Annotated in this window: 18 protein-coding genes; 13 read left to right on the forward strand and 5 right to left on the reverse strand. The window is 63.6% G+C overall.

The genetic code is table 11. The annotated features are described in order from the left end of the window. Positions 1-237: 237 nt before the first annotated feature. From OWC48_RS22595 to OWC48_RS22605, 3 genes are all read left to right on the forward strand, one after another. On the forward strand, positions 238-834 hold the full coding sequence (locus tag OWC48_RS22595) for a superoxide dismutase (RefSeq protein WP_028147969.1): 597 nt from the start codon (positions 238-240) through the stop codon (positions 832-834). A gap of 71 nt (positions 835-905) precedes the next feature. Further along, entirely contained in the window at positions 906-1499 is a 594-nt protein-coding gene (locus OWC48_RS22600) for a hypothetical protein (protein ID WP_282521933.1), read from the forward strand. Between the two features lie 38 nt (positions 1500-1537). Further along, on the forward strand, positions 1538-2035 hold the full coding sequence (locus OWC48_RS22605) for a heme-binding protein (RefSeq protein WP_282521934.1): 498 nt from the start codon (positions 1538-1540) through the stop codon (positions 2033-2035). 78 nt (positions 2036-2113) lie between these two features. On the opposite strand, the gene OWC48_RS22610 is transcribed toward OWC48_RS22605, so the two are convergent. Beyond that, positions 2114-2998: an amidohydrolase family protein gene (locus OWC48_RS22610; RefSeq protein WP_282521935.1), complete on the reverse strand. Its 885-nt coding sequence runs from the start codon at positions 2996-2998 to the stop codon at positions 2114-2116. Positions 2999-3340: 342 nt separating this feature from the next. Between OWC48_RS22610 and ykgO the strand changes: the two genes are divergently transcribed. The 3 genes from ykgO to OWC48_RS22625 all read left to right on the forward strand — a co-directional run bounded on the left by ykgO (position 3341) and on the right by OWC48_RS22625 (position 4600). Beyond that, on the forward strand, positions 3341-3466 hold the full coding sequence (gene ykgO, locus OWC48_RS22615) for a type B 50S ribosomal protein L36 (protein WP_006611362.1): 126 nt from the start codon (positions 3341-3343) through the stop codon (positions 3464-3466). A 107-nt stretch (positions 3467-3573) separates the two neighbouring features. Further along, positions 3574-4215: a M48 family metallopeptidase gene (locus tag OWC48_RS22620; protein ID WP_282521936.1), complete on the forward strand. Its 642-nt coding sequence runs from the start codon at positions 3574-3576 to the stop codon at positions 4213-4215. Positions 4216-4339: 124 nt separating this feature from the next. Beyond that, positions 4340-4600 (forward strand): hypothetical protein, encoded by a 261-nt coding sequence (locus OWC48_RS22625; protein WP_282521937.1) that lies wholly within the window; start codon positions 4340-4342, stop codon positions 4598-4600. A gap of 7 nt (positions 4601-4607) precedes the next feature. On the opposite strand, the gene OWC48_RS22630 is transcribed toward OWC48_RS22625, so the two are convergent. Then, a complete protein-coding gene (locus OWC48_RS22630) occupies positions 4608-4790 on the reverse strand; it encodes a hypothetical protein (RefSeq protein WP_282521938.1) in 183 nt (60 codons plus the stop codon). A gap of 327 nt (positions 4791-5117) precedes the next feature. On the opposite strand from OWC48_RS22630, the gene OWC48_RS22635 reads away from it, so the two are divergent. Then, entirely contained in the window at positions 5118-6074 is a 957-nt protein-coding gene (locus tag OWC48_RS22635; RefSeq protein ID WP_282521939.1) for an alpha/beta fold hydrolase, read from the forward strand. A gap of 118 nt (positions 6075-6192) precedes the next feature. On the opposite strand, the gene cycA is transcribed toward OWC48_RS22635, so the two are convergent. Then, complete coding sequence (gene cycA / locus OWC48_RS22640) at positions 6193-6588, reverse strand: cytochrome c-550 CycA (RefSeq protein ID WP_282521940.1); 396 nt, start codon at positions 6586-6588, stop codon at positions 6193-6195. Between the two features lie 264 nt (positions 6589-6852). Between cycA and OWC48_RS22645 the strand changes: the two genes are divergently transcribed. After that, positions 6853-8346 (forward strand): FAD-linked oxidase C-terminal domain-containing protein, encoded by a 1494-nt coding sequence (locus OWC48_RS22645; protein WP_282521941.1) that lies wholly within the window; start codon positions 6853-6855, stop codon positions 8344-8346. A 16-nt stretch (positions 8347-8362) separates the two neighbouring features. Next, on the forward strand, positions 8363-9535 hold the full coding sequence (locus tag OWC48_RS22650) for an acyltransferase family protein (protein ID WP_282521942.1): 1173 nt from the start codon (positions 8363-8365) through the stop codon (positions 9533-9535). A 45-nt stretch (positions 9536-9580) separates the two neighbouring features. On the opposite strand, the gene OWC48_RS22655 is transcribed toward OWC48_RS22650, so the two are convergent. Further along, entirely contained in the window at positions 9581-10057 is a 477-nt protein-coding gene (locus OWC48_RS22655) for a putative quinol monooxygenase (protein ID WP_282521943.1), read from the reverse strand. Between the two features lie 221 nt (positions 10058-10278). Between OWC48_RS22655 and OWC48_RS22660 the strand changes: the two genes are divergently transcribed. The 4 genes from OWC48_RS22660 (at position 10279) to OWC48_RS22675 (ending at position 14752) form a co-directional block, all read left to right on the forward strand. Beyond that, on the forward strand, positions 10279-11517 hold the full coding sequence (locus tag OWC48_RS22660; protein WP_282521944.1) for an FAD-binding protein: 1239 nt from the start codon (positions 10279-10281) through the stop codon (positions 11515-11517). Then, a complete protein-coding gene (glcF, locus tag OWC48_RS22665; protein ID WP_282521945.1) occupies positions 11514-12836 on the forward strand; it encodes a glycolate oxidase subunit GlcF in 1323 nt (440 codons plus the stop codon). Before OWC48_RS22660 ends, glcF begins: the two co-directional genes overlap by 4 nt. 69 nt (positions 12837-12905) lie before the next feature. Next, a complete protein-coding gene (locus tag OWC48_RS22670) occupies positions 12906-13280 on the forward strand; it encodes a histone (protein ID WP_282521946.1) in 375 nt (124 codons plus the stop codon). Between the two features lie 440 nt (positions 13281-13720). Continuing rightward, a complete protein-coding gene (locus OWC48_RS22675; RefSeq protein WP_282521947.1) occupies positions 13721-14752 on the forward strand; it encodes a TorF family putative porin in 1032 nt (343 codons plus the stop codon). A gap of 268 nt (positions 14753-15020) precedes the next feature. On the opposite strand, the gene OWC48_RS22680 is transcribed toward OWC48_RS22675, so the two are convergent. Then, on the reverse strand, positions 15021-16781 hold the full coding sequence (locus OWC48_RS22680; RefSeq protein ID WP_282521948.1) for an ABC transporter ATP-binding protein/permease: 1761 nt from the start codon (positions 16779-16781) through the stop codon (positions 15021-15023). Positions 16782-16994 lie beyond the last annotated feature (213 nt).

The raw sequence follows: 16994 nt of genomic DNA on the forward strand, positions 1-16994 counted from the left end.
GTCCGTATCGATAGGGATCGCGCGGTCTATTTGCGCACGCGACAAGACGGCGAGCACCAAGAGCTAGCGAGCACGCGCGGGCAAGTCGGGGACGACGATGACCTGGAGGACTCCATGACGACGAATACCGACCGCCGAGACTTCATCAGGGGCGTGGGGGCCGCCGCGGCATCGACCGCAATACTCGCGGGGACGCAAGCCCTTGCGCAAGCCAATCAGCCAACAGGAGCCAGGCCAATGACATACCAGCCCAAGCCGATGCCGTTCGATCCGAAATCCATTGCCGGCATCTCGGAGAAGGTGCTCGTCAGCCACTACGAGAACAACTATGTCGGTGCCGTAAAGCGACTTAACGCGATCGGAACGCAACTCGCCGAGCTCGACTTCGCGAAAGCTCCGAACTTCGTCATCAACGGCCTGAAGCGCGAGGAGCTCGTCGCGTCAAACTCGATGATCCTCCACGAAATCTATTTCGACGGGCTTGGCGGTGCCGGCAAGCCGAGCACACCACTTGCCGACGCGATCGCGCGCGATTTCGGCAGCATGGAGCGGTGGCGCGCGGAGTTCTCCGCCATGGGCAAGGCCGAAGGCGGCGGCTCCGGCTGGGTGATTCTTTCCTACTCACCGCGCGACAAGCGGCTGGTCAATCAGTGGGCCGCCGACCACACGACGACGCTGGCCGGCGGACGCCCCGTGCTGGTGCTCGACATGTATGAGCACGCCTATCACATGGATTATGGCGCGGCGGCCGCGAAGTATGTCGACATCTACATGGAAGCGATCAAATGGGACAACGCTGCAACATTGTACGATCAATACAGGCGGGAAGCTTAGACGTCGTACAAAAAATGAGCGTAGCGCTGTTGGGGACGGCGTTGTTCCTATTGTTGGTCGGAGGAAACGCGATGGCAGAAACTGTAAATTTTGACAACGCAGCAACCGGCGCAGCGCCCGAAGGCTGGACTCTGACGATGACCGGTCGTGGCCAGCCCAAATGGACGGTCGAGGTGGAGCAGACGGCGCCAAGCAAACCGAACGTCCTGAAACAATCCGGTCAGGCGACGTTTCCAGTGGCGCTCAGGAACGGTACCAGCATCCTGGACGGGTTTGTCGAGGTCAAGTTCAAGGCGATCGCAGGCTCCGAGGATCGTGCGGCCGGTATTGTCTGGCGCGCAAAGGATGCCGACAATTACTATGTCGTGCGGGCCAACGCGCTCGAAGACAATGTTGTGCTCTACAAGACGATCAAGGGTGTTCGCAGCGCGCTCGATATCGTCGGCCGGAAAGGCGGCTATGGCGTCAAGGTATCGGTGCCATCAGGTCAATGGCATTCCCTGCGTTGCGAATTCGCAGGAAAGCTGTTCAAGGTAACGTATGACGGCAAGCCGATGTTCGAGGTCGAGGACGAATCGATCAGGGACGCCGGCATGATCGGCTTGTGGACCAAGGCCGACAGTGTCACCGTATTCGACGACCTGACATACGGTGCGCTGAACTAGGTTAAAGTCGGCGTCGACCCGCTCGCGTCGGAGAAACCATGCTCGCTCGAACCCTGCTTGCGGCCACCGTCCTGTTGATGCTCGCGCACCCGGCAAGGGCGCAGGAGCCGCTCGCGACCTACAAATCCCTGAGTCCCGAGCTGGCGCTTGATCTGGCCCGGGCATCGCTTGGCGATTGCCGATCACGCGGGTACCAGGTCGCCGTCGCGGTCGTCGATCGCTTCGGGGGGACACAGGTGATCCTTCGTGACAGGTTCGCAGGTGCTCACACCGTTTCAACGGCCTCGGGCAAGGCGTGGACCGCAGCAACATTCCGTACCAGCACCACCGAACTGAATGCCGTCAGCCAACCTGGCATGATGCAGGCCGGTATCCGCAACCTCCCCGGCACGGTCATTATAGGTGGCGGATTGATTGTCGAAGCGGGCGGTTCGCTGGTCGGAGCTGTCGGTGTGTCTGGGGCGCCGGGCGGTGATGCTGACGAAGCCTGCGCCAGGGCCGGAATCGACGCCATACGCGACAAGCTGGAGTTCTAGGGCCGCCTTGCCCGCCTGAGCGTGAGGGCTTCGGCAACCGGTCGAAGCCCTCAATGCGCGGTGGCGATGAATACGCGGTTAGATTCCCAGCAGTTTTCGCGCGTTGGCCTTCAGCACCTTCGGCCGGATCTCGTCGCGGATCTCGATCTTGGCGAAGTCCGACAGCCAGCGGTCCGGCGTGATCACCGGCCAGTCCGAGCCGAACAGCATTTTGTCCTGAAGGATCGAGTTGATGTAGCGCACCAGGATCGGCGGGAAATACTTTGGCGACCAGCCCGAGAGATCGATGTAGACGTTCGGCTTGTGGGTCGCGACCGACAGCGCCTCTTCCTGCCAGGGGAAGGAGGGATGGGCGAGGATGATCTTGAGGCCGGGGAAATCTGCCGCGACGTCGTCCATGTACATCGGGTTCGAATATTTCAGCCGCATGCCCATGCCGCCGGGCATGCCCGAGCCGACGCCGGTCTGACCGGTGTGGAACAGCGCGATCGCGCCGCCATTGTTGATCTCTTCGTAGAGCGGATAGGCCATGCGGTCGTTGGCGTAGAAGCCCTGCATGGTCGGATGGAATTTGAAGCCGCGCACGCCGTATTCCTCGATCAGCTTGCGCGCCTCGCGCACGCCGAGCTTGCCCTTGTGCGGATCGATCGAGACGAACGGGATCAGGACGTCGAGATGGTCGGAGGCAATCTCCAGCATCTCCTCATTTTTATAGCGCCGGAAGCCGGTCTCGCGCTCTGCATCGACCGGGAAGATCACCGCGGCGATGTTCTTGGAGCGGTAGTAGGCCGCGGTCTCCGGCACGGTCGGCGGATGCTTGTGCGGCGACTTGAAGTAGTCCGCCATCTGCGCCTGGAAATCGTCATAGCCGTCGTCGGGATGGGTGCCGCAGGGCTCCTCGGCGTGGGTGTGGATGTCGATGGCGACGACATCGTCGATGTTGGGCAGCTTCAGCTTCGGCATTGGTTTCCTCCCGACGGGTTGCCGAATTGATTATATGATATAACGAATTTGGCAAGGCGTTGCTGGAAGCAAAACCGCCGCCCGCGAAAGTCGTTGCTGTGCCTGGCCTCTGGGGAGCCAGATCGGGCCGATCCGGCCGCTTCTACTGTGCATGGGGTTGTTTTCCAGAATTTGCTGGCCCGGAACCGGGCAGTTAACATTGACAGCCGGTCCTCCCATGCCTTAAGAACCGCCCCGTCCCGGGCGGTCGGTCCGCCAGCGGGAAAGATCTCATTTTGCCACATTCGCGCGTGCCGAAACGGTAGTGCCGAACACGGCCTTTCGAACGTTCAGGATTCTGCCATGAAGGTCCGTAACTCGCTGAAATCGCTGCGCGGTCGCCATCGCGCCAACCGCCTGGTCCGCCGCAAGGGCCGGGTCTATGTGATCAACAAGGTGCAGCGCCGCTTCAAGGCTCGCCAGGGCTGATATTGCCCTCGCGGTCGCCTCACGCGCGCCCCGCAACACCACGGCTCACACGAGTTTGACGCCGCCTTTGCTTTGCAAGGGCGGCTTTGCGCGTCTAGACTTTGACCATGGCAGTGAGATTCCCTTTCGTACGCACCCTGTGTGTTGCCCTTGTTCTGGGTACAGCTGGCCTTACTCCAGCCCTGGCGCAGAAGGAGCTTCCGGCCCCGCCCGGCAAGGAGCAGAAGAAGCTGCCGGAGGCGCCGGCCAAGCTGCCCAAGGTTGATCGCTCCAAAAATCTCGATTTCCTGTTCGGCGCGCTGAAGGCCGCGCCCGACGAGGCCAGCGCCAAGCATGTCGAGGCGCGGATCTGGGCGATCTGGATCCAGACCCCGAGCGACACCGCATCGCTGTTGATGGCGCGGGCCAAGACCGCGGTCGACGCGCAGAAGATCGACATCGCGATCAAGCTGCTGGATTCGGTCATCAAGCTCAGGCCCGACTACATCGAGGCCTGGAACCGGCGCGCCACGCTCTACTACATGCAGAATGACTACGGCCGCTCGCTAGCCGACATCCGCGAGGTGCTGATCCGGGAGCCCCGCCATTTCGGCGCGCTCGCAGGCCTCGGCATGATCATGCAGGAGGTCGGTGACGAGAAACGTGCGCTCGAGGCCTACCGCAAGGCGCTGGCCGTCAATCCGCACCTCGAGAAGATCCCCGATCAGGTCAAGGCGCTGACCGAGAAGGTCGAAGGCCGCGACATCTAGCGGACAAGTTGATCATTTCCCGAGTGATTGCAGCGTGCGCGGATTAACCACGATCACACGTGCAGCGTTCTCAGGGGTATTGTTGAAGCGCGCGCGGGCCTACCTGCATGGCAGGAGCACGGCCATGAAGCGTTTGATCTTTGCAGGTGTATTGCTGCTCGCGTCGGGCTCGGTGAGCCTCGCCGACGGCTTGTTCTGGGTGGTCGGCAATCGCGCCACGGGCAAATGCAACATCGTAACCAGCAATCCCGTGATCATCGGCGACATCCGGTTTGGCGACGGTCCCTACAAGTCCAGGGCCGATGCCAAGCTTGCCCGTTCGACGATCCGCGCCTGCCCCGCGGTCACGCCCGACGAGGAAAAGGACGAGGACGGAACGAACTAGCCTGCACCTAGTGCAGGACGCTGCCGGCGCGCTCGACAAGGCCGTGATCGGCGGCTGCGGCGTAGGCCTTTGCAAGCTCCGTCTCGAGATGCTCGTTGATCAGGAGCAGTGCCCGCACGGCACCGCGCAGGTCGCCGTTGCAGCTTGCCACGATCTCGTCGATCGCAGTGTCGTTGGATCTGAAGCTCATCGACATTCTCCGGTTCAAATCAGGACAAATCCTGCCGGCCTTTCCCGCATCCCCTGGGGCTTGCGAGGAGGATCGGCGCCCACCCGCGCCTAAATGGCGGAACCGACCGTGGCGATTATATGGAAACCGCGATGACGACTGCATGAAGCTGGCCCGAGGCTTGCGCGTTGCGTGGAACGCCATTGATTTTGTTGTGTTTTTCCTACTGAAATTATGCACATATCCACAGCCCCGGCATTTCAGGTGGAGCGCCGGGTCCCACGGAGCGAAACTGCCGCCCGCAAGTCTCGTAACTGCCAGGTGCCCTGGATCGCCCGGATTCCCTTCATGATCGTGATGTCAGTCGTGACCGCGCTGGTTCTGCTGGCGCTGGCCACGCAGGCCGGCGTCCTGGCCGTGCAACGCGCCTTTCCGCCTCAGGGCCGGATGGTCGAGGTCGACGGTGCTGTGCTTCACGTCGTCGATATTGGTCCGCGCGGTTCAGGCATGCCGATCGTGATGCTGCACGGCGCGAGCTCCAATCTCGAAGCGATGCGGCGTCCGCTCGGCGACCTCCTCGCCAAAGACCATCGCGTCATTTTGATCGACCGTCCCGGCCACGGCTGGAGCACGCGGATGCGGCGGCAGGATTCGACGCCGCAGATCCAGGCCCGGATGATCGACGAGGCGCTTCGTAAGCTCGGGATCGATCGCGCGGTCTTCGTCGTGCATTCCTGGAGCGGTGCGCTCGGCGCGCGGATCGCGCTCGATCATCCCGGTCGCGTCGCGGGTCTCGTCATGCTGGCGCCGGTGACCCATCCCTGGCGCGGCGGCGTCGGCCGCTACAACGAGATCATCGCAACGCCGGTGATCGGCCCGCTGCTCGCCTACACCATCACGCTGCCGATGGGGTATTTCGTCGCCGAGGCCGGCGCGCGCAGCGTCTTCCTGCCGCAAATCATGCCGGACGGCTTCGTGCAGGACTCCGCGACGCCGCTCTTGCTGCGCCCGCGCGAGTTCATCGCCAACGCCTATGACCCGGTGACGCTGAAGGAAGCTGTGACGGCGCAGGCTGCGCGCTATGGCGAGATCAAGGCGCCGGTCACGATCATCGCCGGCGAGCCCGACAAGACGGTGAAGACCGACATCCACGCGCGTCCCTTCGCCGCGATGGTGCCGGGTGCAAAGCTGATCGTGCTGCCCGATCTCGGCCACATGGTGCAGAACGCTGTGCCGGATCTGGTGAAGACGGAGATCGAGACGATGATCGGGAAAATCGTCCCGGCGCAGGCGGCCGCCGATTAAAGCGTTTTCGAGCGAAGTGGATACTGGTTCGCGTGAAGAAAACGCGCCAAAACAAGAAGCCCGAGCTTCGGTTATGATTCAATCAGAACCGAAGCTCGGGCGACCGCCGTTCACGCGCTTACTGCTTGATTTTCCCGTCCTTGTCGAACTGGGAGACGTAGGACCAGAGATTGTTGATCTCGTTCTCGTTCTTGACGCCGGCGAACGCCATCTTGGTGCCGGGGATCTTGGCCTTGGGGTCCTTGATGTATTCCTTGAACGTGGCTTCGTCCCAGGTGATGCCGGAATTCTTATTCGCATCCGAATAATTGTAGTCCGGCGCGGTGCCTGACTTGCGGCCGTTGAGGCCGTTGAGCTCGGGGCCGACCTTGTTCTTGGCGCCTTCGCCGATGGCATGGCAGGCTAGGCATTTGTTGAACGACGATTTGCCGGCCGCAACATCCTGCGCCATCGCGGCGGGTGCGGCGGCAGTCATGGTGAGGATCATCAGTGCGCCAAAAGTCAGTTTTGTCATCGGGTGCTCTTCGTCTCTTCCCTGGTGGGTCTAGGCTGGTCGGTCTTGCCTGGTCGGCAAACGACGGACCCGCCGGTTTTGGCAGGCCCGCCCGGCTTGGACAAGCCGCGAAACCATGACAGGTTTCATGCTGTCCTACTTGTCCCAGAGCGAACTCGCCGGAGATCGCCGCTCCGACTTTCGGATGGCCTACCCAAACAGGCGCGGACGTGGTTGATTTGCCGCGACAATTTGATCGTGGGCTGCGAGTCGGAAGGATATGTTATGGCCATCTTGATGCCCGCGAGCGACCAGGCCGTGCTGGCGCGCCGCGCTGAGATCGTGGCTGCATTGCGCGCAATCGTGCCCGGCGAGGGCGTGATCGACAGCGCCTCCGAGATGCGGGCCTACGAATCCGACGGGCTGACGGCCTATCGGCAGCCGCCGATGGTCGTGGTGCTGCCCGACACCACCGAGCAGGTCTCGCTCGTCCTGAAATATTGTGCCGGGCAGGGGATCAAGGTGGTGCCGCGCGGCTCCGGCACTTCGCTGTCCGGGGGCGCGCTGCCGCTGGAAGATGGCGTGCTGCTCGGGCTCGGCAAGTTCAAGCGGATCCGCGAGATCGATTTCGACAACCGCGTCGTCGTCACCGAGCCGGGCGTCACCAATCTCGCCATCAGCCAGGCGGTCGCGCATGCCGGCTTCTACTATGCTCCCGATCCGTCCTCGCAGATCGCCTGCTCGATCGGCGGCAATGTCGCGGAAAATTCCGGCGGCGTGCACTGCCTGAAATACGGCATGACCACCAACAACGTGCTCGGTTGCGAGATCGTGCTGATGAGCGGCGAGATCCTGCGCATCGGCGGCAAGTCGGCGGAGAACACCGGCTACGACCTGATGGGCGTCATCACCGGCTCGGAAGGGCTGCTCGGGGTCATCACCGAGATCACGGTGCGCATCCTGCAAAAGCCGGAGACCGCGCGGGCGCTGATGGTCGGCTTCGCGCAGGTCGAGGCCGCCGGCGAATGCGTGGCGCGCATCATCGGCGCCGGCATCATCCCCGGCGGCATGGAGATGATGGACAAGCCGGCGATCCACGCAGCCGAGGCCTTCGTCCACGCCGGCTATCCGCTCGACGTCGAAGCGCTGCTCATCATCGAGCTCGACGGTCCCAAGATCGAGGTCGACGAGCTGATCACGCGCGTCGAGACCATTGCGAATGCCTGCGGCTCGACCACCTGCCAGATCTCGACCTCCGAGGCTGAACGCAATTTGTTCTGGGCCGGCCGCAAAGCGGCGTTTCCGGCCGTGGGCCGCATCTCGCCCGACTATCTCTGCATGGACGGTACGATCCCGCGCGGCGCGCTGCCGAAGGCGCTCGCCCGCATCCGGGAGCTCTCGGAGAAGTACCAGCTCGGCTGCGCCAACGTGTTCCACGCCGGCGACGGCAATCTGCATCCGCTGATCCTCTACGATGCCAACAAGCCCGGCGAGATCGAGCGCGCCGAGGCCTTCGGCGCCGACATCCTGCGCGCCTGCGTCGAGTTCGGCGGCGTGCTCACCGGCGAGCACGGCGTCGGCATCGAGAAGCGCGACCTGATGCCCGACATGTTCACCGAGATCGACCTCAACCAGCAGCAGCGGCTGAAATGCGCCTTCGACGCGCAGGGCCTGCTCAATCCCGGAAAGGTGTTTCCGACCCTGCACCGCTGCGCCGAGCTCGGTCGCATGCATGTGCATGCCGGGAAGGTGGCATTCCCGGACATTCCGCGGTTCTGACGGTCGGATACCCGGCATGGCGGCGACATGGGACGTTCGGATCAGTGTGACGAAAGAAGCGCCGGGCAGGCCGCCGGCGAAGTCGCGCCTGCTGTTCATCGACAATATCCGCTGGTCGATGATCATCCTCGTGCTGAGCATGCACGCAGCCGACACCTACAGTCCGTTCGGCAATTGGTACTATGTCGACCGGCGGGAGACCGGCTTCGGCACGGCCCTCTTCTTCGGCATCTATCAGAGCTTCCTCCAGGCCTTCTTCATGGCCGCGCTATTCTTCATCGCCGGCTATTTCGCTGTCGGCGCCTTCGATCGGAAAGGACTTTCGAAATTTGCGCATGATCGGCTGATCCGGCTCGGCTTGCCGACTTTGCTCTACATGTTGGTGATCGGCCCGCTGACGCAGTATTTTCTGTCATGGACTTGGGGCAAGGGCGGTTTCGGCCATCAATGGCTGACCCATCTGATGGACGGCGAATGGCTTTCCGAGACGGGACCGATGTGGTTTTGCGCGGTGCTGCTGCTGGTCTCGCTCCTCTATGGCCTGATCCGCCAGACCGGATGGCGGGAGCCCGAGGTTGCGCTGTGCGGCACGGGGATTGTTCTGTTCGTTGCGGCCATGGCGGCACTCACCTTCGCCGTTCGCATCGCCGTCCACGCCGATACCTCCGTGCTCAACGTTCACCCCGGCGATCTCCCGCAATACGCTCTCATGTTCGCAGCCGGCGCCGTCGGCTATCGCGGCAATTGGATGCTTGGGCTTGCCGAGCGCTCCTGTTTCCGCTGGGGACTGTTCGCGCTGTCGCTCTCTGCGCCGCTGTTTGCAGCGCTCGTGCTGTTCGGGGGAGGCCTGCAGGGTGACACCGCGCTCTATGCAGGCGGCTTCAACGTCGTCAGTGCCGGGAAGTGCTTGTGGGAGGCGCTGGTCTGCGTCGGCATGGGTCTCTTGATGCTGGCCGTCTACCGCCGCTATTTCGACGCGCAAGGGCCGGTCGCCAAATGGCTCTCGGACAACGCCTTCGGCGTCTACCTGATCCATCCGCCGATCCTGGTCGGCTTCGCCCTGCTTCTGCACGCACTGCCGCTCTTCGCACTCACGAAGGCGCTCCTGCTGACCATGTTGGCCGCGATCGGCAGCTTGGCCGTCTCGGCACTGATCCTGCGCAGATCGCCGCTGCGCGCGATCATATAGTCGTATGCCGCGGTCCGGATCGAACCGCGGCATACGAGCTGGTGTTTACATGAGTGCGTATTGAGCCCGTTCGCGCTTCGCCAGCAGCGGCAGGGCTTCGCCGGCGATCCAGGTCTTGAAATGTGCGCTCTCCTGATGCGCCTTGAAAGCCGCCTCGTCGCGGAACAGCTCGTAGAACAGGAACTGGGCCGGATTGTCCCTGGCGCGCGAGATCAGGAACAGCTTGACGCCGTCCTCGCGCTGCGCCTCCGGCAGGAAGCGGTCGAGGATCGCGGCGACCTTGTCGGCCTCGCCGGGCTTGGCCTGCCATTGCGCGACGACGAGCAGGCCGCCGCCGTCGACGGCGTCGCTGAGGGATTTCTGCGTGGCATAGTGGTTCATGGTCCTTGCTCCTTGCTGCTGGGCTTGAGATGACGCCGCCGCCCATGGCGAGAGATAGATCGCCAGGACGGCGCCGAAGGCCCGGATCACCGACCTGCGGCTGAACGCGCGCGGCACCGGCCGCTGATGTGTCGATCGCATGCTTGTCTCCATCGGTTGGCCTCGATCGCGATCGGTGCAAGCTTGTAGCGAGGGCCTGCCGGCTTTGGTTCGCCGCTGATCGAAGTGTCGATGTCGTGAACGCTTCGATCATGATCGAAGCGTTGCGGTCGCCCGTGCAGGATCCCCGATCGCACCTGCGATGATCGCCGGCGTCACGCCGCATTTGATTTTGGCGGCGAATTTCGCTACCGCCTTTTCCCGTGGATACGCTCAGGGTCAGAGACGCCAAAGACGTCGAAGAGGTGGTGCGCGCGGCGATTGCCAACGAGCAGCCGCTCGAGATCATCGGTCATGGCAGCAAGCGCAGCATTGGCCACACGATGGCGACCAACGCCGTGCTCGACCTCTCCGCGCTGAATGCCGTCACCTCCTACGAACCCAACGAGCTGATCGTCACGCTCCAGGCCGGCGCCCCGCTGGCCGACGTGCTGTCGCTGATCGATGCCAAGAACCAGCAATTCGCCTTCGAGCCGATGAACACCGCGCCGCTGCTCGGCACGCCGGTATCAGGCACCATCGGCGGCATGATTGCGGCCGGCCTCGCCGGTCCGCGGCGGATCAAGGCGGGCGGGGCGCGCGATCACCTGCTCGGGGCGCACGCCGTCTCCGGTTTCGGCGACAGCTTCAAGACCGGCGGCAAGGTGGTGAAGAACGTCACCGGCTACGACCTCTGCAAGCTGCTGGCGGGGTCCTGGGGCACGCTGTCGGTGATGACCGAGGTCACGCTCAAGGTGATGCCGAAGCCGGAAGCGGAGCGGACGCTGCTGCTGCGCGGGCTCGACGATGCCGCCGCCAACAAGGCGATGACCGCGGCGCTCGGCTCGCCCTTCGACGTCTCCGCCGCCGCGCATCTGCCGAAATCGGCGTTCCGGGCGAAGACCGACGGGCTTGGCGACATCGCCAGCCAGGGCGAAGCGCTGACCGTGCTGCGGCTCGAGGGCATCACGGCGTCCGCCGCGCACCGCGCAGGCTCGCTGCGCGAATTGCTGGCGCCGTTCGGCACCGCGACGCTGGTCGAGGATGCGGCCTCCGCCGCATTGTGGGCCACGATCCGCGACGTCCTGCCGTTCGCGGCCGGCGGTGCAATTGGGGCCTGGCCGGTGTGGCGGATCGTTTGTCCGCCGGCTTCCGGCGCGGCGCTCGGGACCCAGCTGGTGCGCGAGACCGGTGGCGACATCATCTACGATTGGGGCGGCGGCTTGATCTGGGCCGCGCTGCCGCCGAAGGCCGATGCGCATGCCTCGGCCGTGCGCCGGCGCGCGGATGCGGTCGGCGGGCACGCCACGCTGATCCGGGCGGCCGAGGACGTCAGGCGCGGTGTGGACGTGTTCCATCCGCAGGCGCCCGGCGTCGCCGCGCTGAGCGATCGGGTCCGCGCCAGTTTCGATCCGAAAACAATTCTCAATCGGGGCCGGCTGACGCGGGGCGCTGCGGCATGAAGACCGAATTCTCACTGGCGCAGCTCGCCGACCCCGACATCGCCGAAGCCGACAAGATCCTGCGCGCCTGCGTCCATTGCGGCTTCTGCACTGCAACCTGTCCGACCTATGTGCTGCTCGGCGACGAGCTCGATAGCCCGCGCGGCCGCATCTACTTGATCAAGGAGATGCTGGAGAAGGACCAGACCCCGACGGCCGAGGTGGTCAAGCATGTCGACCGCTGCCTGTCGTGTCTGTCCTGCATGACGACCTGCCCCTCAGGGGTGAACTACATGCATCTCGTCGACCAGGCCCGGGTCCGGATCGAGCAGCGCTATCAGCGGCCGCTGACCGAGCGGCTGTTGCGCCAGGTGCTGGCCTTTGTCCTGCCGAATCCGCAGCTCTTCCGCACCAGCATGTGGCTGGCGCGGCTCGCCCGTCCGCTTGCCGTATTCCTGCCGACGCCGCGGCCGTCGGCGACGCCCGGCCTGATTCCGCGCCTCAAGGCGATGCTGGCGCTGGCGCCGAACCGTCTGCCGTCGCCGGGCCCGCTCCCGGGCAGCGTGTTCGCGGCACTCGGCAAGAAGCGCGGCCGGGTCGCGCTGTTGCAGGGCTGTGCCCAGCAGGTGCTGGCGCCGCGCATCAACCAAGCCGCCATCAGCCTCCTCACCCGCCACGGCATCGAGGTTGTCCTGGTCCGGGACGAGCAGTGCTGCGGCGCGCTGACCCATCATCTGGGCAACGACCAGGATGCGTTGGCGCGGGCCCGCGCCAACGTCGCGGCGTGGCGAAAGGAAGCGGCTGGCGAGGGGCTCGACGCCATCCTGGTGACGGCTTCCGGCTGCGGCACGGTGATCAAGGACTACGGCTATCTGCTGCGCGAGGACACGGCGTTCGCCGCCGATGCAGCGCAGGTGTCCGCGCTCGCCAAGGACATCACCGAATACGTTGCCGGCCTCGGGCTCGCGACCACTACGCGACAGGACAACATCGTCGTCGCCTATCACTCCGCGTGTTCGTTGCAGCACGGCCAGAAAATCACGGGCCTTCCGAAAGAATTGCTTTCCAAGAATGGATTCGTGGTGAAAGATGTGCCGGAGAGCCATTTGTGTTGCGGCTCGGCGGGGACCTACAACATTCTCCAGCCCGAGCTTGCGGGCCGGTTGCGCGACCGCAAGGTGGCCAACATCGCAAGCGTCAAGCCGGACATGATTGCCGCGGGCAATATCGGCTGCATGGTGCAGATTGCCAGTGGCACGTCAGTTCCGGTCGTACACACGATTGAGCTTCTTGATTGGGCTACGGGCGGGTCGCGGCCGGCACTGAACGCGTCGAGCTGAACTTTCCTCCCGAGGTGACGGCTGAAGGCGCCCGATCGACCATTGTTCGGCGGCAACAGGAGGACCACGATGGCGAAAGCGAAGAAGAAGAAAAGCAAGAAGGCCAAAAAGGCCAAGAAGGCTGTAGCGGCGAAGAAGACCGCGAAGAGGGCAGCCAAGAAGTCCGCGAAAAAGTCTGCCAAGAAGGCTGTGAAGAAATCTGCCAAGAAGGCCGCCCCGAAGAAGGCCGCCAAGAAGGCTGCGAAGAAGTCGGCCAAGAAGGCTGCCAAGCCGGCTGCGCCGAAGAAGGCCGCAAAGAGAGCGGCACCGAAGAAGGCGAAGGCAGCTCCTGCGCCGAAGCCGTCAGCGCCGGTGGCAGCTCCGGCTCCGGAGCCCGCCGCCGAGACAAGCTGGGCGATGCCTTCGTCTTCTGCGGAGCCGACGCCGGCCGAGGAGCAAAGTTAGGCCCCAAGGTTAGGGTCCAAGTCAGGTCCAAGGTGAGGGCAAAGGCTGGGTCCGTCCCGACGACAACGACCGACAACAGGAAGGCCGCGGCGGTGACGCTGCGGCCTTTTTGCATCGTCACAATGGTCGCGGTCGGGTTGTCGTTTCTCGCGTCAGTCCGATTCGTGGTGCAGGCACCACTGCACCGGCGGCTCCCGTATTAATCCGGGCGGCTCTGCGCACTTTGGAATGCAAATAATGTGATCGAGAAGCAACACAGGCGGACAACCTTCTGTGGAATCGTCAGAACGCCCAAAAAGTCGGCAGATGCCCGTGATTTTTGCTTCACGGTTCGCATCCTCCCAGCCAGATTGTCGCGGTAACGAAATTTTGCAGTCAGGTCGTACGGCCCGGGGGGCTTCCGGGAAACCGACTGTGTGGAACTGGTGATGGGGATTGAAATGAAAAAAGTGGCTTTGTTGGCAACGGCGCTGGCAATGGTGACGGGTTCGGCTTTCGCGGCAGACATGCCGGTCAAGGCTCTGAAGGCCCCGCCGCCACCCGCCTTTGACCCCTGGGATGTCGCCTTCGGCGCCGGCATCATGAGCGATTACATCTTCCGCGGCGTCACTCAGTCTAACCACAATCCGTCGGTCGCCGCCTATTTCGAGCCGCGCTACAACGTCAACAAGGACCTCCAGCTTTACGTCGGTGCGTCCGCGGAAAGCATCTCGTTCCCGAACCGCGCCGCGGCTGAAGTCGACATCTACGGCGGTATCCGCCCGACCTTCGGCATGTTCGCCTTCGACTTCGGTATCTGGGGCTACCTTTATCCGGGTGGAAGCTGCTTCGGTTCGCAGGGCACCCTCGCCCAGGGCAATTGCGGCACCGGCCTCGACAATTCGCAGGGCGCGATCGGCCTTCCGATCAACGGCAACTTCGCCAAGAAGGACGCAAGCTTCTACGAAGTCTATGCCAAGCTGAACCTCAACATCAACGATCAGTGGGTCGTTGGTTTCAACGAGTACTATTCGCCGAACTTCCTGAACCTCGGCGCCTGGGGTAACTACGCCTCGATCACCGCCAAGTGGACCGCGCCGAGCACCACGTTCGGTGCCAGCGGCGTCGGCATGTATGTGTCGGGTGAATTCGGCCGTCAGTGGCTCGGCACCTCGGACATCTTCTACGGTATTGCCGGCGACCCGCTGTACTCCAACGGCATCAAGGAGCCGAGCTACAACACCTGGAACATCGGCGTCGGCTTCACCTACAAGGTGTTCACGCTCGATCTGCGCTACTACGACACCGACCTCTCGAAGGGTAACTGCAACGCCTTCACCAGCGACTTCTCGGCCACCAACTCCAGCCCTGGTTTCGTGACGCCGATCAATGGCGGCGCGAACGCGGCCACGGCGTTCGGCTCCAACTGGTGCAGCGCGGCCGGCGTCGCCAAGCTCTCGGTCGACCTGACGGCGATGACCAACCTGAAGTAAGTTTCTTCCCGAGACGACCTAACGAGGGCGGCAGAGCGATCTGCCGCCCTTTTGCTTTGGACTTGTGGTTTGGGCTTGGGCTCGTCTGCGAGAGCGCGCGGCCTGCATGGTTCGAGACGCGCCGCAAGGCGGCGCTCCTCGCCGTGAGGGTTGAGGATCTTGCCGCGATTACAAACCTCATCCCGAGCAGCCCGCCGGAGGCGGGCGTCTCGAAGGATGGCTGCAACGAAGGTCCTGTCGAGGTTAGCCTCAGGCCTGGTGTGCCACCTCAACTCGCCGCGGTCGGCTCCTTCTCGGCCGCCGCACCGTCCTTGCCGAGAACGTGGATCTCACCGTCCTTCACCAATGCCACCTTGCGGGTGTGGAAGGCGTCGAGCGTCGAGCGGTGGCCGATCGAGACGATGGTGGCGTGCGGCAGCTTCTCCGTCAGCAGCCGGTACAGCCGGGCCTCGGATGGTTCGTCGAGCGACGCCGTGGCCTCGTCGAGGAACAGGTAATCCGGCACGTGCAGCAGGGCGCGCGCCAGCCCCAGGCGCTGCTGCTCGCCGAGCGACAGCGTCCGGTTCCAATGGCCTTCCTCGTCGAGCCGTTTTGCCAGCCGCGGCATGCCGACCGAGTTGAGCGCTTCCGCGATCTTCTCGGGCGTGATCGTGCCATGCGCGGCGGGGTAGATCACGGCGTCGCCGAGCGGGCCGATCGGAAAATACGGCCTCTGGGGGAGCATCATCAGCCTTGCCTTCTCGGGAATGGCGATTGCCCCGGTGCCGAAGGGCCAGATGCCGGCGATGGCCCGGAACAGCGTCGACTTGCCGGAACCGGAAGGTCCCGTCACCAGCACCCGCTCCGCCGGCTCGACCATGAAGGCATCCGCGCTGACCAGGGGTTCACCGTTCGGCAGCTTCACCAGCAACTGCCCAAGCGTGATTGCCTTGCCGTTCGAGGGCGCAACGCCGATGGTCGGCTCGCGCGCCGCGATGTTGGCAGCGGAGCTGACCGACATCTCGAAGCCGTCGAGACGGGCGACGATCGCGCGCCACTCGGCCAGCGAGCGGTAGGCCGTCACGAAGAAAGACAGCGCATCCTGCACGCTGCCAAACGCCGAGCCGGTCTGCATCATGTCGCCGAGCTGGATGCGTTTGGCGAAGTAGGCCGGAGCAACTACGACGTAGGGAAAGATCGTTGCAGCCTGACCGTAGCTTGCCGTGAAGGCGGTGAGGCGCTTGGTCCGGCTCATGATCGCGTACCAGTTGGCGATGACGAAGCCGAAGCGGCGCAGGAGATGCCCTTGCTCCGCGCTCTCACCTTTCAACAGAGCGATCTGCTCGGAATTTTCGCGCACGCGGATCAGGTTGAAGCGGAAGTCAGCCTCGAACCGCTGCTGCTCGAAATTGAGGTTGATGAGCGGTGCGCCGATCCAGTGCGTCAGCCCCGTCCCCAGGATCGCGTAGACCAGCGCGCACCAGACCAGAAAACCCGGGATGACGAAATCGGTGCCGTAGATGTGCAGGGGGGCCTTGTTGGACAGACCCCAGAGGATGACGACGAACGAGGCCAGCGTCACGATCGACGACAGCAGACCGAGGCCAAGGACGAGCGTTTGCTCGACGAAGTTCTTGACGTCCTCGGTAATGCGCTGGTCCGGGTTGTCGGCCGGGTCGCCCTTGAGCTGCATGCGGTAGTGCGTGGCGCTGTCGAGCCATTCGCCGAGATAGTGTTGAGTCAGCCATCGCCGCCAGCGAATCTGGAGCCACTGGTTCAGGTAAAGCTTGTAGACGGCCAGTGCGACGTAGGTGAAAGCAAGGCCGAGGAAGATCCAGACCTCCATGACGAACTCGTTGAGATCGTAGGCCTGGAGTGCGCTGTAGAACCGGTTCTGCCATTGATTGAGCAGCACGTTGATCGCCACCAGCGTCAGCTCCATCGCGATGACGACGCCGAGCAGGCCGCGGCCGGCCCATTTGTCCTCGGACCGGAAATAGGGGATGGCGATTCGCCAGACTGTCGCGAGCGTGGCGCTGATGTTCTTCACAGAGCTCTGTCTCCTGAGGGGATGTGCACAACGCCCATGGGCCAAATGGCTGAGGCAACGGCAGCGCGCTTAGACTAAAGTCGCAAGTTCAGCAATTTGCGTTGGCTTGTCGCAGCTTGCAACCCTAGCATGGGCACAACGGCGCGGGGTGGGGGCCTCCGGGACTTCGCGGGCTTGTGAGCGGACGGGAACCGCCGCACTCGCGAGGAATTC

The sequence above is a fragment of the Bradyrhizobium sp. Arg816 genome, assembly GCF_029989365.1.
Taxonomy (GTDB): Bacteria; Pseudomonadota; Alphaproteobacteria; order Rhizobiales; family Xanthobacteraceae; genus Bradyrhizobium.

Excerpts from the sequence above, each read along its gene's own strand:
- OWC48_RS22595 (WP_028147969.1), top strand. The coding sequence starts at position 238 with ATGACATACCAGCCCAAGCCGATGCCGTTCGATCCGAAATCCATTGCC.
- OWC48_RS22600 (WP_282521933.1), top strand. The coding sequence starts at position 906 with ATGGCAGAAACTGTAAATTTTGACAACGCAGCAACCGGCGCAGCGCCC.
- OWC48_RS22605 (WP_282521934.1), top strand. The coding sequence starts at position 1,538 with ATGCTCGCTCGAACCCTGCTTGCGGCCACCGTCCTGTTGATGCTCGCG.
- OWC48_RS22610 (WP_282521935.1), bottom strand. The coding sequence starts at position 2,998 with ATGCCGAAGCTGAAGCTGCCCAACATCGACGATGTCGTCGCCATCGAC.
- ykgO (WP_006611362.1), top strand. The coding sequence starts at position 3,341 with ATGAAGGTCCGTAACTCGCTGAAATCGCTGCGCGGTCGCCATCGCGCC.
- OWC48_RS22620 (WP_282521936.1), top strand. The coding sequence starts at position 3,574 with ATGGCAGTGAGATTCCCTTTCGTACGCACCCTGTGTGTTGCCCTTGTT.
- OWC48_RS22625 (WP_282521937.1), top strand. The coding sequence starts at position 4,340 with ATGAAGCGTTTGATCTTTGCAGGTGTATTGCTGCTCGCGTCGGGCTCG.
- OWC48_RS22630 (WP_282521938.1), bottom strand. The coding sequence starts at position 4,790 with ATGAGCTTCAGATCCAACGACACTGCGATCGACGAGATCGTGGCAAGC.
- OWC48_RS22635 (WP_282521939.1), top strand. The coding sequence starts at position 5,118 with ATGATCGTGATGTCAGTCGTGACCGCGCTGGTTCTGCTGGCGCTGGCC.
- cycA (WP_282521940.1), bottom strand. The coding sequence starts at position 6,588 with ATGACAAAACTGACTTTTGGCGCACTGATGATCCTCACCATGACTGCC.
- OWC48_RS22645 (WP_282521941.1), top strand. The coding sequence starts at position 6,853 with ATGGCCATCTTGATGCCCGCGAGCGACCAGGCCGTGCTGGCGCGCCGC.
- OWC48_RS22650 (WP_282521942.1), top strand. The coding sequence starts at position 8,363 with ATGGCGGCGACATGGGACGTTCGGATCAGTGTGACGAAAGAAGCGCCG.
- OWC48_RS22655 (WP_282521943.1), bottom strand. The coding sequence starts at position 10,057 with ATGCGATCGACACATCAGCGGCCGGTGCCGCGCGCGTTCAGCCGCAGG.
- glcF (WP_282521945.1), top strand. The coding sequence starts at position 11,514 with ATGAAGACCGAATTCTCACTGGCGCAGCTCGCCGACCCCGACATCGCC.
- OWC48_RS22670 (WP_282521946.1), top strand. The coding sequence starts at position 12,906 with ATGGCGAAAGCGAAGAAGAAGAAAAGCAAGAAGGCCAAAAAGGCCAAG.
- OWC48_RS22675 (WP_282521947.1), top strand. The coding sequence starts at position 13,721 with ATGAAAAAAGTGGCTTTGTTGGCAACGGCGCTGGCAATGGTGACGGGT.